A 13,906-nucleotide genomic window follows, 5' to 3' on the forward strand; every position below is an offset into this window, starting at 1 on the left:
TTATCGACGTCCCTTCTTGTCGTCCTTGATGTGACCCTTGAAGGTCTTGGTCGGGGCGAATTCGCCCAGCTTGTGTCCGACCATCGAGTCGTCCACGAACACCGGCACGTGCTTACGACCGTCATGGACGGCGAAGGTGTGACCGATGAAATCGGGGAGAATGGTGGACCGACGGGACCAGGTCTTGATGACCTGCTTGGTGCCCTTCTCGTTCTGTGCATCAACCTTGGCGAGGAGGTGCTCATCGACGAACGGGCCCTTTTTGAGGCTGCGTGGCATTGTCTGTTACCTCCTAGCGCTTCTTGTTCTTGTTGCTGCGGCGACGACGCATGATCAGCTTGTCGCTCGGACGATTCGGGCGGCGGGTCCGGCCTTCAGGCTGGCCCCACGGGGAAACGGGGTGACGACCACCGGAGGTCTTGCCCTCGCCACCACCGTGCGGGTGGTCGACGGGGTTCATGACGACACCGCGGACGGTCGGGCGCCAGCCCTTCCAGCGCATACGGCCGGCCTTGCCCCAGCGGATGTTGATCTGGTCGGCGTTGCCGACCTCACCGATGGTGGCGCGGCAGCGGATGTCCACGCGGCGGATCTCGGAGGACGGCATACGCAGGATCGCGTACTTGCCTTCCTTACCGAGGAGCTGGATGGACGTTCCCGCGGAACGGGCCAGCTTGGCACCGCCACCGGGCTTCAGCTCGACGCAGTGCACGGTGGCACCGGCCGGGATGTTGCGCAGCGGCAGGTTGTTGCCGGGCTTGATGTCGGCGTTGGGGCCAGCTTCGACGATGGCACCCTGACGCAGGTTGCGGGGGGCGATGATGTAGCGCTTCTCGCCGTCGACGTAGTGCAGCAGCGCGATGTTGGCGGTGCGGTTCGGGTCGTACTCGATGTGAGCGACCTTCGCCTCGATGCCGTCCTTGTCGTGCCGACGGAAGTCGATCAGACGGTACTGACGCTTGTGTCCGCCACCCTTGTGGCGGGTGGTGATGTGGCCGTGAACGTTACGGCCGCCGGTCTTGTGCAGGGGACGCAGCAGTGACTTCTCCGGCGTCGAACGAGTGATTTCCTCGAACATCGACACGGAGCTTGCGCGCCGGCCCGGCGTAGTCGGCTTGTACTTGCGAATAGCCATGGGTTTCTAAGTCCTTACCTTCGGCGCGCTTACGCGGCCGAACCGCCGAAGATGTCGATGGAGTCGCTGCCTTCAGCGAGCGTCACGAAGGCGCGCTTGGTGGCCTTGCGCTGACCGAAACCGGAGCGGGTGCGCTTGCGCTTACCCTCACGGTTGGCGGTGTTGACGCTGGCGACCTTCACACCGAAGATCTGCTCGACGGCGATCTTGATCTGGGTCTTGTGGGCGTCCGGGGAGACGAAGAACACGTAGGTGCCCTGCTCCATCAGTCCGTAGGACTTCTCGGACACCACCGGGGCGATGATGATGTCACGCGGGTTAGCGATCGTGCTCATTAGTTCTCCTCCTCCTTGACCGCGCCGGTGGCCCGGTTGATGAAGGTGGTCAGAGCCTCAACGGAGAACACGATGTCGTCCGACTTGAGGACGTCGTAGGTGTTCAGCTGGTCCTCGGTGAGGATGTGGACGCCCGGCAGGTTGCGGACGGACTTCCACGAGGTGACATCCTCACGGGTGAGGATGACCAGCACGTTGCGGCGTTCGGTCAGGCGCTCGATGAAGGCACGGGCCGACTTCGTCGACGGCGTCTGGCCTTCGACCAGCTCGCTGACGACGTGGATCCGCTCGTGGCGGACACGGTCGGTCAGGGCGCCACGGAGAGCGGCGGCCTTCATCTTCTTGGGGGTGCGCTGCGAGTAGTCGCGCGGCACGGGGCCGTGCGAGATGCCGCCGCCGGTGAAGTGCGGAGCACGGATCGAGCCCTGACGGGCGCGACCGGTTCCCTTCTGGCGGAACGGCTTACGACCGCCACCGGACACCTGTGCACGGGTCTTGGTGGAGTGCGTGCCCTGGCGCTTGGCGGCGAGCTGTCCGAGAACGACCTGGTGCATCAGTGCGACTGAGGCCTCACGGTCGAAGATCTCGGCAGGCAGCTCGACCTGGCCGGCGGTAGCTCCGTCGGCCTTCAGGACGTCAAGCTTGAGGTTGGTCATGCGTGTGCACCGCCCTTCACTGCGGTCTTAACGGTTACGACGCCGCCACGCACACCCGGGATCGCGCCCTTGATGAGCAGGATGTTGGCGTCGGCATCAATCTTCTGAACCTTGAGGTTCTGGGTGGTGACGCGCTCATTACCCATGCGTCCGGCCATCCGGGTGCCCTTGAAGACACGACCGGGGGTGGCGCAGGCGCCGATACCGCCGACACGACGGTGTGCGGCCTGGTTACCGTGGGACGCACCCTGACCGGCGAAACCGTGGCGCTTCATGGCGCCGGCGTAGCCCTTGCCCTTGGACGTTCCGGTGACGTCGACGAAGGTGATGCCCTCGAAGATGTCGACCGTGACGTCCTGACCCAGCTCGTAACCGGAGACATCGTCCATGCGAATCTCCGCCACGTGCCGGCGGGGGGTAACGCCAGCCTTCTTGAAGTGACCACCGGCAGGCTTGTTGGCCTTGCGCGGGTCAATGTCGCCGTAGGCGATCTGGATGGCGTTGTAGCCATCATTTTCGATGGTGCGAATCTGGGTGACCACGCACGGCCCGGCTTCAACAACGGTGACCGGGATGACCCGGTTGTCGTCGTCGAAGACCTGGGTCATGCCGAGCTTGGTGCCCAGAATGCCCTTGATCTCTGTTTCACTCATTACTTATTCTCCACTGCTGAAAGACTGTTTACGCGATCACTGGATGTTGACGTCGACGCTTGCGGGAAGATCGATGCGCATGAGCGCGTCAACCGTCTTCGGCGTCGGGTCAAGGATGTCGATGAGGCGCTTGTGCGTGCGCATCTCGAAGTGCTCGCGCGAGTCCTTGTACTTGTGGGGAGAACGAATAACGGCGTAAACGTTCTTTTCAGTGGGCAGCGGCACCGGGCCGACGACGCGCGCACCCGTACGGGTGACGGTCTCGACGATCTTCCGCGCGGACGCGTCGATCGCTTCGTGGTCGTAGGCCTTCAGCCTGATGCGGATCTTTTGTCCCGCCACGTTTGTCCTCTTCCTTCGCTTCCCCACGTCGCGATGATTGGTGGGGGTCGCTGTTGTCATCTCTATAACGTTGTCCGGCCGTGAATCACGGAAACTCGGGCGCAACGCCAGTTGTCTTGACCTGAACCTGTCTGAAAAATCCGACCGGGAGATACTCACCGGGTCACATGAACCACAAACAACCACCCCGCGGAACAGAGACCGCTCCGTCGATGATCCGGGGACGGATACATCGGGCGAGCCGGTTACTGCATCGGTATGAGGTGTGTCAGGTCGTCGGGATGAGGTCCACTCGACGCCGGAATCACGGCCGGTTGAAATATATTCACCAGCCTGAACATCCGACGTGGGCGGGCATCCTGCCTACTGCCGCTGTTTATTTGCCATGTTCCCTTGATGATTCCCGATCTCCGTGGATCGGAGGAGACGAACTCCCCGGTACACGGAGACACCGAGATTCCGGCGGCTTCCCGGTGAAACCGGAGAAACCACAGGCACCAGGTGCCATGTTTGCCCCACCAGCGCCAGCATCCTCGTCAGCGTTCCGACGAAACCTGCACCGTCACCTTTCGGCGCTGGTGGTCCTGAGACTTCGGTTTCGACTTCCGCGCAGACGGATGTGTCGTGTTGGAGCAACCCAAGCATTCAAACACACAGCTGGCCGAGTGGCAAGCCAACCCCCGAAAAGCGACAAACATGTAACGTATTGCACACAGGGCGGCGAGAGACCCGCGCCCTCACCTAGGATCAACCTAGTGCACCGCTGACGTGGTGCATCCACTACCGCTTGATTACACGAGGAGCATCTCAATGAGCGAAAACAAGACCGACAGCAAGTCCCCGGCCACCATCGACGACAGCAGCGTCGAGCGCAACTCCGCCCTGGAGACCGAGCACGGCCGCACCCACATCGATGACGTTGTCGTCGCGAAGATCGCCGGTATGGCCGCACGCGAGGTTTCCGGCGTGCACGCCCTCGGTGGCGGCGCCGCCCGTGCACTGGGTGCCCTCCGTGACATGGCGGGTTCCCGCGTCGACGTCCGCCAGGGTGTCTCCGTGGAGGTCGGCGAAACTCAGGCCGCCGCAGACGTGGCGATCGTCGCCGAGTACGGTGTCGCGATCCACGAGCTGGCTGACGCCATCCGCCGCAACATCATCAACGCCATCGAGCGCATGACCGGCCTCGAGGTCACCGAGGTCAACGTCACCGTCCACGACGTGCACCTCGAGCTGGACGACAACGATGAGTCCGCCGAGGACGAGGTCAAGGAGCTCGAGCCCGTCGAGGCCGAGGCCGATCACGAGCCCCGCGTCAAGTAAGGCCGGACTCCGTGCAACCTGATCCCATCTCGCTCGAGCAGGCCGAGACACTCCGGGACGAGATCCTCTCGCTCCCCGGTGTCGCCGGCATGCACGGCGGACAGTTCGGTGAGGTTGCGATGCTCTACCCCGGGACCCGGGTCCGTGGACTTCACCTGTTCACGCCCCGGGGCCGCCCGGACGAGACCCGGATGGAAGTTCATCTCATCGCAGATTTGTCTCAGCTACCCGATCTCGGCGAGCTCGCCGAGAAGGTGCGCACCGTCACCGAGAGGTACGTCACCGAACCGGTGGACGTCTTCTTCAGCGACGCAAGCTGACCGGCAGTTCACCTTCATCAACTGTCCCGCACGCCCGAACCCCACACTTCGACTCTGAAAGAGTGTCATGAAATCTCTTACTGTGACCGGCCTCATCCTCGGCTTCGCATTCGCATTCGCCGTGATTTTCGGCGGTTTGGTCGGCTTCCTCTGGGCCCTGCTCTTCGTCACCGTCGGTGGCGTCATCGGAGCCCATTTCGACGGCAAGATCGACCTCCGCGCCATCATCAACGGCTCCGGTAACAGGGGGTAATCTCGTTGACGAAACGTTCTGGAAGGTCCCGCAAGTCCAAACGCCGCTCCGGCACCGACCGACCGATCTCCACCGGGGACACCACGAACGACTCCCCGACCTCCTCCGTCGACTCGGCGGAGGAGCGACTCCGCGCCGAGGCTGAGCGCCGGGCCGATCAGGCCATGTCCGACATCGTCCGGGACGATGACAAGGCGGAGGAGGATCGGCGCATCCTGCGGGAGAACGGGAACGCCGCCTCGCCGGCTCCCAGCGGGGATTCCGGGAACGGTGACGCCGGTGTCGACGGTGCAGAAGCCACCGCCGCCACTCCGTCCGACGGGCGCCGTGGGGATCGGCTGGAAACTCCGGAAACACGTTCGTCCGATCTACCTGTACAGACAGGCGGTCACCACGACTCCGCGGGGACCCCGCGGCAGGACGGTTCCGCCACCGGTGATGCCGCGGTGGTGTCCTCCGACGATGCCGCTACCGGGGACGGTGGGGCGACGTCGGAAGGTTCCGCAGATCCCGCCGACCGGTCGACGGTCGACGCAGCGGACACACCCTCCGACATGACCGTCACCGACTCCGATCCCCTCCCCGTCACACGGGATCAGATCACCGACGGAGCGGATACCGGGGCTCGGGAAACTGATCCGGCCCCCGCCAGGGCCCAGGAGCCGACGACCACCCCGGCCGAGGAAGACCGTCCCGGTTCCGTCGGAACCGGTGGAACGGTTGTTTCCGCTGCGCCCGCCACCGTGCCGGAATACCTCCGTGCCCCGGAGGAACCGGAGGACCACAACCCGAGCAGAGGCTGGGTGAGGATCTCCGAGAAGACCGTCACGAAGATCGTCCGCCAGGCTGCGGCGAGTGTTCCGGGAACCACCGACCAGGTGAGCGGTGGCATCGACGTCCTCGGGCGCGGCTATCCGCGCTTCGACGTCGAACTGGACAGCAACGGTGACGCCGTCTCCATCGACGCGTACATTGCCGTGACCTGGCCTTCCCCCGTCACCCGGGTCGCCGAAACGGTCAGGACCACCATCTTCGACTGGGTCCGCGACATGACGGACATTCCGGTCGTCCGGGTCAACGTCACCGTCGGTCCCATCGTCCAGGGGACCGAACGGGTGACCGACACGCAACTGCGCGACTTCGACACCACCCCGCGGCTCCGGCCCGTCGTCGTCACCGCGAGGAACGCCGCACTCGACGAGATCACCTGCGTTTCCCGTAATTCTGAGCTGACGGAGTTCTCGGTCACCCCGGGAAGTGAGAACCTCCGGCCCGTGACGGTCACCGGACCGGACAACGCGAACCTCCGGAGTATCGAAACCGTCGGTTCCACCGGCGAGGATCTGTCGCCGGTCGTCGTCACGGAGCCCGCGGACCTCCGCGAGGTGACGGTGACGGGTGAAGCCGCGGCACGGGTCTTCTCCCCGGAGGTCAGCCCCGCCGCCCCTCTGGGCACGGTCACCGTCGCGGAGTCCAGGCCGTTGTCCGCTTTCACCGTTGCCGACCCACAGCCTCTGTCGGGGATCACCGTCCCCGAACCGGCACCGCTGAAACCGATCAGCGCGCGGGAGCTCCCGACAGTGGAGGTCGCGGTTCCCGCGGCCGCCGAACCCACGTCGGTGACGGCCCCTTCACCGGCGCCGCTGCGAAAGGTCGAGGCTCCGGAGCCGGTCCGGTTGCGCAGCGTCCACGCACCGGACACCCACCGGCTCGCGCAGGTGCACGCTGATGCACCCCGCGTGAGTCCCGTGAAGGCCCCCCGTCCACCCCGGCTCAAACCGGTGAAACGCAATCCCGTTTCGGTGGACCGGAAGCCACGTGTCGATCGACGTCCCACGTCCCACGAGGCCTCAACCGCGGGTGAGCGCCGTCAGGTGACCGTGACCCCGGCGAAACTTCGCCCGATCACCGTGAAGCCCACGACCATCATTCCCGTCCGTGTCGACCCTGCCAACGCAAAAGGCGGTATCAAGAGATGAGTGAAATCCAGACGGTCCGGGGACACCGGCCCGCCGCCAGCCCCGTCGCACGGTACCTGGCGATCCTCCTCGGACTGCTGCTGCTCGCGGCCGCAGCCGTCGCGGGACGGGATCTCTACATCCGCTACACCGACGTCGAGTGGCAACCGTGGGTTTCCACCGCAACCGAGTGGATCGGTGGCCTGAGCTACCGGAACTGGATGCTTCCGGCGGGCATCGCCGCCCTCATCGTCGGGCTGCTGCTCCTGTGGGCCTCGATCCGACCGAGGACCAAGACCCACCGCGAACTCACGTCGCCGGTCGCTGTGTGGATGCGGCCCGTTGACGTCGCCAGGATGTGCACCGCCAGCGCACAGCAGGTCCCGGGTGTCATGGCCGCACACACCGTGGCGAAGAAGCGTTCCATCGACGTCACCGTCATCGGCAACCCCGGGGACGAACGGCTCAGGGATGAGCTGCACCGTTCTCTCCAGCCCCTGGCGAACCTCGTCGCCGGGTCGCCTGCACTCAACGTGCAGGTCCAGAAGAAGGAGGTCTCCAAGTGAGCCACGGACTAGCATTTGTCGATCGCCTGCTCGTCTTCGTCATCGGGCTCGCACTGACCTTCCTCGGGGTGTGGTCCATCGGCCTATTCTTCGACGTCCCCCAGGCCAATCAGGTGACCGATTACGCGGATCAGGAGATGTGGGCCAACGCCGCCGAACTCGGCTGGTACGAGGGCGCTCTCATCGGTGTCGTCGCCGGCGGGATCATCATCGGTCTCTGGCTCATCATCGCCAACCTCCGGCGCCGGTCGGTCTCCGTTGTCACCAGCGGTGCCTCCACCGAGATGGGTGACATCAACTTCAACCTCGGTACCCTCGCGGACGCTGTCGCCGACACGATCGAGGACACCCACGGCGTTTCCAAGGTCCGGAAACGTGTCGTCATAGACCGGGGTCTGACCACGGTCGAGTTCACCGTCGACGCCGACGCCGACTGCAGCGTTCCGGGTATCCAGACCGCCATCGAGCAGTCCGAACGCGACCTCCGGGAAGCCATAGGACCGAGCGACGCGGCCACCTCCTACCGGATCCACATCGAGAGGGTTCCCCAGAACCACGAAATCTGAGTAGGGTCCCGCGCGCGCTCCCCACCGAACCCGCCGGCTTCTCCCCCGCCACCACCTTCTGGTGACGACAAGGAGAACCAGTGGGTTTTTCTTCTCCCTGCGCAACTCCGGCGCCATCCCCGAAACCGCCACCGTCGACTTCTCCGCCGCCCGGAGCACCCGCCCACGCCGTCAGCAGCCTCTTCCCCCACTGGTGGTTCCACGCACCGGAGTTCTGCGCTTCGGCAACCAGCTCATCACGACGGGACCACGGCCGGTCCCCCGTCTTCGGACGGGTGGGCAGGTGGCGGAGCCACTGACACACCAGCTCCGTTGCCGGGGATGAGCAGACTGCTCTCCGGTCGGGGCCGTCCGACGTGACGGAGGACGGGATCCCTCCCGCGAGTGCCGGATCGGCCAGTCCCTGAGACTCTCTCCCCATCCCGGTTCAATTCGGATACCCGGACAGGCCCGGACCGCCGCTACGTGGCCACCGATCGGGGATACGGTGTTCTCCTTGTCCGGGTGTCCTCGGGGCCCTTGCGTTCCCACCCGCCTTTCTTCCCTGCGTCCCCGATTCTGCCTGTCCGGTTGTTGCCGCCTCTGTTGATTCGACCGGACGTGGACACAGGGGGAGACAGGGCTGGGAGAGGGCATCACGGGGCTGAACAGGTAACGCGGGCGGGGACACACAAACGGAAAAGCACCCTGTCCCACGCTGTACGTGGAACAGGGTGCTTCTGTTCCGGTTCCGTGGAGCCTTCTGCTCCGGGATCCGGGGTGTCAGATCATCTTGTTACTTGATGATCTTGGTGACGCGACCGGCGCCGACGGTGCGGCCACCCTCGCGGATGGCGAAGCGCAGGCCCTCGTCCATGGCGACCGGCTGGATCAGCGTGACGGACATGTCAACGTTGTCGCCGGGCATGACCATGTCCGTGCCCTCCGGCAGCTTCACGACGCCGGTGACGTCGGTGGTGCGGAAGTAGAACTGCGGACGGTAGTTGTCGAAGAACGGGGTGTGGCGGCCGCCCTCATCCTTGGACAGGATGTAGACGGAACCCTCGAACTCGGTGTGGGGGGTGTAGGCGCCCGGCTTGGCCACGATCTGACCGCGCTCGACGTCCTCACGCTTGATGCCGCGGAGCAGCAGGCCACAGTTGTCGCCGGCCTCGGTGTAGTCCAGCAGCTTGCGGAACATCTCGATGCCCGTGACCGTGGTGGTCTGGCTCTTCTCGCGGATGCCGAGGATCTCGACCTCCTCGTTGACCTTCAGCTGACCACGCTCGACACGACCGGTGACGACGGTGCCGCGACCGGTGATGGTGAAGATGTCCTCGATGGGCATGAGGAACGGCTTGTCGGTCTCGCGCTCCGGATCCGGAACGGAGTCGTCGCAGGCCTGCATGAGCTCGACGATCTTCTCGGACCACTCGGGGTCACCCTCGAGAGCCTTCAGCGCGGAGATGTGAACGATGGGGGCTTCCTCATCGAAGTCCTGCTCAGCGAGGAGCTCACGGACCTCCATCTCGACGAGCTCGAGGATTTCCTCGTCGTCGACCATGTCGCACTTGTTGAGCGCGACGAGGATGTAGGGAACGCCGACCTGGCGCGCGAGCAGAACGTGCTCACGGGTCTGGGGCATGGGACCGTCGGTGGCGGCAACGACGAGGATGGCACCGTCCATCTGAGCCGCACCGGTGATCATGTTCTTGATGTAGTCGGCGTGACCGGGGGCGTCGACGTGCGCGTAGTGGCGCTTCTCGGTCTGGTACTCAACGTGGGAGATGTTGATCGTGATACCACGCTCCTTCTCCTCCGGCGCCTTGTCGATGGCGTCGAAGGCGAAAGCCTGGTTCAGCTCCGGGTAAGCCTCAGCCAGAACCTTGGTGATGGCTGCGGTGGTGGTGGTCTTACCATGGTCGACGTGACCGATGGTACCGATGTTGACGTGCGGCTTCGTACGCTCGAACTTCGCCTTTGCCACTGTATGTCCTCCTGGACTTCGCGGTGGCTACGACTCTCGCAGCCACATAGGTGGTAGTGCCATACTGCCGGCAGCCCCGCGTCTTTCGAAAGGGGCATACGGGTATGACTGGTTCATTTTGTGCCAGTTACCTGATACTAGGTGCTCAGCCCGCGTTTTTCAAACCACGGGCAGGAGTCCTGTACTCCGGGTAACGGCCGGCTCAACATCCGGTGTACGGAGGTTCAGCGGACCGTTACCGGTGACTGGACGGTTCGCCCGGCCGGTTTCTGGTGAGACCGTTCCGGGCCCCGGGATCTCTCCGTCGCACTGCTTCAGTGCGACGGAGAGAGATCTCGGGTTGTCCCCGGAGGCGGTACGCGTTGGTGCCGCCGCCGGGGGGTACTGCTAGTTGGAGGTGCCGTTGCGCTCGGCGATGATCTCGGACGCGACGTTCGTGGGAACCTCGGCGTAGGAGTCGAAGATCATCGAGTAGTTGGCGCGGCCCTGCGTCTTGGAACGCAGGTCGCCGACGTAGCCGAACATCTGGGAGAGCGGGACCTTGGCCTTGACGACCTTGGCACCGGCGCGGTCCTCCATGGCCTGGACCTGGCCACGACGGGAGTTGACGTCACCGATGACCTCACCCATGTACTCCTCGGGGGTGGTGACCTCGACGGCCATCACGGGCTCGAGCAGGACGGGCTTCGCCTTCGCGACAGCTTCCTTGAGCGCCTGGGAACCGGCGACCTTGAAGGCCATTTCCGAGGAGTCGACCTCGTGGTACTGGCCGTCGAGAAGCGATGCCTTGATGTTGACGAGCGGGAAGCCCGCGAGGTAGCCGTACTGCATGGCGTCACGGATACCGGCGTCGACGGACGGGATGTATTCGCGGGGAACGCGACCACCGGTGACGGCGTTCTCGAACTTGTAGGTCGCGGACTCACCCTCCTCCAGCTCCTCCGGATCCGGGGAGTAGGGCTCGAGCGCGATGATGACCTTCGCGAACTGGCCGGAACCACCGGTCTGCTTCTTGTGGGTGTACTCGAGCTTCTCGACGGGCTTGCGGATCGTCTCGCGGTACGCGACCTGCGGGGCACCGACGTTGGCCTCGACCTTGAACTCACGGCGCATGCGGTCGACGAGGACGTCGAGGTGGAGCTCGCCCATGCCGCCGATGACGGTCTGGCCGGTCTCGTCGTCCAGCTTGACGGTGAAGGTCGGGTCCTCTTCGGCGAGCTTCTGGATCGCGGTACCGAGCTTCTCCTGGTCGGCCTTCGACTTCGGCTCGATGGCGACCTGCAGAACCGGGTCCGGGAAGTCCATGGACTCGAGGATGATCTGGTCGCTGAGGTCACACAGGGTGTCACCCGTGGTGGTGTCCTTCAGACCGATGAACGCGTAGATGTTACCGGCGCGTGCCTCATCGACCGGGTTCTCCTTGTTGGCGTGCATCTGGAAGAGCTTTCCGATGCGCTCCTTGTTGCCCTTGGTGGAGTTCATGACCTGGGCGCCAGGATCGACGCGACCGGAGTAGACGCGCACGAAGGTCAGCTTGCCGAAGAACGGGTGTGCCGCGATCTTGAAGGCCAGTGCGGAGAAGGGCTCCTCGACGCTGGGCTTACGGGTCATCTCGACGGCTTCGTCGCCGACCTTGTGTCCGTGGACCTCGCCGATGTCCAGCGGGGTGGGCAGGAAGTCGATGACGGCGTCGAGCAGGGGCTGGATGCCCTTGTTCTTGTAGGCGGAGCCACAGAGGACCGGGAAGACCTCGGAGCTGATGGTCATCTTGCGGATGGCGGCCTTGATCTCGTCGATCGTCAGCTCTTCACCACCGAAGTACTTCTCCATGAGCTCTTCATCGGACTCGGCGACGGCCTCGAGCAGCTTCTCGCGGTACTCCTCGGCGATCTCCTTGAGATCCTCCGGGATCTCCTCGTAGGTCGGCTCGGTTCCGATGTCGACCTTGCCGCGCCAGGTGATGGCGCGCATGTTCAGCAGGTCGACGACACCGTCGAAGTCGTCCTCCGCACCGATGGGAAGCTGCAGGACCAGCGGCTTCGCACCGAGGCGCTCGATGATGGTCTTGACGGTGAAGTAGAAGTCGGCGCCCAGCTTGTCCATCTTGTTGACGAAGCAGATACGCGGGACCTCGTACTTGGCGGCCTGACGCCACACCTGCTCGGACTGGGGCTCGACGCCCTCTTTACCGTCGAACACGGCGACGGCACCGTCGAGCACGCGGAGGGAGCGCTCGACCTCGACCGTGAAGTCGACGTGACCGGGCGTGTCGATGATGTTGATCTGGTTGTTGTTCCAGAAACAGGTGACGGCGGCGGAGGTGATGGTGATGCCGCGTTCCTTCTCCTGCTCCATCCAGTCGGTGGTCGACGCACCGTCGTGCGTCTCGCCGACCTTCCGGTTGATGCCGGTGTAGAAGAGAATTCGCTCGGTAGCGGTGGTCTTGCCGGCATCGATGTGGGCCATGATGCCGATGTTGCGGACCTTTTTCAGGTCGGTAAGCACTTCTTGTGCCACAGTGTTCCCCAAACTCGTTGGTTCTTGGTGATTGCCCGGACGTCTGTCCGGACGGTGTTGTCACCGGTGGATATGAATTCTTTGCCGTACCGCGCCACGGCCCGTACCCGGGCCAGCCGCTCGTGGAGAGCTTAGGCGCTCCGGGTGAACCGGAGGTGAACGGCGCCGGCTGTCCCGCAACCCGCATCGTCGTGGACGCGGGCCGGAAACGACCGACCTTCGACTAACGCAATGACCCCGACACCGGACCACGTCGTCCCGGCCGTGCCGAATACGCGGGGCATCCGGGACGGCGGGTGTGACACGGTGTGAACGGCGAGGGGGCCATCAGCTGATCTACTGCTCTTACCAGCGGTAGTGGGCGAAGGCGCGGTTGGCCTCGGCCATCTTGTGGGTGTCCTCGCGACGCTTCACCGAGGCACCGAGACCGTTGGCGGCATCCAGGATCTCGTTGGCGAGACGCTCGGTCATCGTCTTCTCGCGGCGCTGGCGGGTGAAGTTCACGAGCCACCGCAGAGCGAGGGTGTTGGCGCGGCCCGGACGGACCTCGACGGGCACCTGGTAGGTGGCGCCACCGACACGGCGGGAGCGGACCTCGAGATCGGGCTTGACGTTGCCGAGAGCCTTCTCCAGGGTGCCGACGGGATCGGTACCGGTCTTCTCGCGGCAGGTCTCGAGCGCGCCGTAGACGATGCGCTGTGCGGTCGACTTCTTGCCGTCCAGGAGAACCTTGTTGACCAGCTGGGTCACGAGCTCGGAGTTGTAGACCGGATCCTTGACTACTTCGCGCTTCGGCGCTGCAGACTTACGCATGTCTTACTTCTCCTTCTTGGCGCCGTAGCGGGAACGGGCCTGCTTGCGGTCCTTGACACCCTGGGTGTCGAGGGAGCCACGGACGATCTTGTAACGGACACCGGGAAGGTCCTTCACACGGCCGCCGCGCACGAGCACCATGGAGTGCTCCTGGAGGTTGTGGCCCTCACCGGGGATGTAGGCGGAGACCTCGATACCGGAGGTCAGGCGGACACGCGCGACCTTACGGAGCGCCGAGTTCGGCTTCTTCGGGGTGGTGGTGTACACACGCGTGCACACGCCACGACGCTGGGGGGAACCCTTGAGCGCCGCGGTCTTCACCTTGGTGGTCTTGTCGTGGCGGCCCTTTCGGACCAACTGCTGAATAGTGGGCATGAACCGTCTTTCTTGTCTGATCGGCTTCCTCGGTTCGATGTCGCCGACCGAGTACTGTACGTTCCTTGCTTGTCGCCTGAACACGCAAAACTGATGAAAACGCGCGAAACCCAGTCAGCCGCTCTCGCTGG

16 protein-coding genes are annotated in these 13,906 nt (G+C 64.3%); 6 read left to right on the forward strand and 10 right to left on the reverse strand.

The features are described from left to right. Genes rpsS through rpsJ form a run of 6 tightly spaced genes read right to left on the reverse strand, consistent with a single transcriptional unit; the run spans position 1 to position 3,121 of the window. A complete protein-coding gene (gene rpsS / locus JIM94_RS01365) occupies positions 1-279 on the reverse strand; it encodes a 30S ribosomal protein S19 (protein ID WP_013241207.1) in 279 nt (92 codons plus the stop codon). 13 nt (positions 280-292) lie between these two features. Continuing rightward, complete coding sequence (rplB, locus tag JIM94_RS01370) at positions 293-1,135, reverse strand: 50S ribosomal protein L2 (RefSeq protein ID WP_200253893.1); 843 nt, start codon at positions 1,133-1,135, stop codon at positions 293-295. A gap of 29 nt (positions 1,136-1,164) precedes the next feature. Continuing rightward, positions 1,165-1,470 carry a 50S ribosomal protein L23 gene (gene rplW, locus JIM94_RS01375; RefSeq protein ID WP_198739022.1) on the reverse strand — a complete coding sequence of 102 codons (306 nt, stop codon included), beginning with the start codon at positions 1,468-1,470 and terminating at the stop codon, positions 1,165-1,167. Next, on the reverse strand, positions 1,470-2,126 hold the full coding sequence (gene rplD / locus JIM94_RS01380) for a 50S ribosomal protein L4 (RefSeq protein ID WP_200253895.1): 657 nt from the start codon (positions 2,124-2,126) through the stop codon (positions 1,470-1,472). Before rplD ends, rplW begins: the two co-directional genes overlap by 1 nt. Then, positions 2,123-2,779 carry a 50S ribosomal protein L3 gene (gene rplC / locus JIM94_RS01385; protein ID WP_200253897.1) on the reverse strand — a complete coding sequence of 219 codons (657 nt, stop codon included), beginning with the start codon at positions 2,777-2,779 and terminating at the stop codon, positions 2,123-2,125. Before rplC ends, rplD begins: the two co-directional genes overlap by 4 nt. 36 nt (positions 2,780-2,815) lie before the next feature. Continuing rightward, positions 2,816-3,121 carry a 30S ribosomal protein S10 gene (gene rpsJ / locus JIM94_RS01390; protein ID WP_003854291.1) on the reverse strand — a complete coding sequence of 102 codons (306 nt, stop codon included), beginning with the start codon at positions 3,119-3,121 and terminating at the stop codon, positions 2,816-2,818. 810 nt (positions 3,122-3,931) lie between these two features. Between rpsJ and JIM94_RS01395 the strand changes: the two genes are divergently transcribed. The 6 genes from JIM94_RS01395 to JIM94_RS01420 all read left to right on the forward strand — a co-directional run bounded on the left by JIM94_RS01395 (position 3,932) and on the right by JIM94_RS01420 (position 8,104). After that, a complete protein-coding gene (locus JIM94_RS01395) occupies positions 3,932-4,441 on the forward strand; it encodes an Asp23/Gls24 family envelope stress response protein (RefSeq protein WP_200253899.1) in 510 nt (169 codons plus the stop codon). 11 nt (positions 4,442-4,452) lie between these two features. Continuing rightward, positions 4,453-4,761 (forward strand): hypothetical protein, encoded by a 309-nt coding sequence (locus JIM94_RS01400; RefSeq protein ID WP_200253902.1) that lies wholly within the window; start codon positions 4,453-4,455, stop codon positions 4,759-4,761. Between the two features lie 67 nt (positions 4,762-4,828). After that, entirely contained in the window at positions 4,829-5,014 is a 186-nt protein-coding gene (locus JIM94_RS01405; protein ID WP_200253904.1) for a hypothetical protein, read from the forward strand. Between the two features lie 5 nt (positions 5,015-5,019). Continuing rightward, positions 5,020-6,993 carry an Asp23/Gls24 family envelope stress response protein gene (locus tag JIM94_RS01410; protein WP_200253906.1) on the forward strand — a complete coding sequence of 658 codons (1,974 nt, stop codon included), beginning with the start codon at positions 5,020-5,022 and terminating at the stop codon, positions 6,991-6,993. Continuing rightward, positions 6,990-7,538, forward strand: coding sequence for a DUF6286 domain-containing protein (locus tag JIM94_RS01415; RefSeq protein ID WP_200253908.1), 549 nt, complete (start codon positions 6,990-6,992; stop codon positions 7,536-7,538). The genes JIM94_RS01410 and JIM94_RS01415 overlap by 4 nt, the downstream gene beginning before the upstream one ends. After that, a complete protein-coding gene (locus JIM94_RS01420) occupies positions 7,535-8,104 on the forward strand; it encodes an Asp23/Gls24 family envelope stress response protein (protein WP_200253910.1) in 570 nt (189 codons plus the stop codon). The genes JIM94_RS01415 and JIM94_RS01420 overlap by 4 nt, the downstream gene beginning before the upstream one ends. Positions 8,105-8,879: 775 nt before the next feature. On the opposite strand, the gene tuf is transcribed toward JIM94_RS01420, so the two are convergent. The 4 genes from tuf to rpsL form a co-directional block, all read right to left on the reverse strand. Beyond that, positions 8,880-10,070 (reverse strand): elongation factor Tu, encoded by a 1,191-nt coding sequence (gene tuf / locus JIM94_RS01425; protein WP_200253912.1) that lies wholly within the window; start codon positions 10,068-10,070, stop codon positions 8,880-8,882. Between the two features lie 387 nt (positions 10,071-10,457). Beyond that, entirely contained in the window at positions 10,458-12,587 is a 2,130-nt protein-coding gene (gene fusA / locus JIM94_RS01430; protein ID WP_200253914.1) for an elongation factor G, read from the reverse strand. A gap of 345 nt (positions 12,588-12,932) precedes the next feature. Further along, on the reverse strand, positions 12,933-13,400 hold the full coding sequence (rpsG, locus tag JIM94_RS01435) for a 30S ribosomal protein S7 (protein ID WP_198734970.1): 468 nt from the start codon (positions 13,398-13,400) through the stop codon (positions 12,933-12,935). 3 nt (positions 13,401-13,403) lie between these two features. After that, entirely contained in the window at positions 13,404-13,775 is a 372-nt protein-coding gene (gene rpsL / locus JIM94_RS01440) for a 30S ribosomal protein S12 (protein WP_198734971.1), read from the reverse strand. Between the last annotated feature and the right edge of the window lie 131 nt (positions 13,776-13,906).

The sequence above is a fragment of the Corynebacterium pygosceleis genome (assembly GCF_016595275.2).
Classification (GTDB): Bacteria; Actinomycetota; Actinomycetes; order Mycobacteriales; family Mycobacteriaceae; genus Corynebacterium; species Corynebacterium pygosceleis.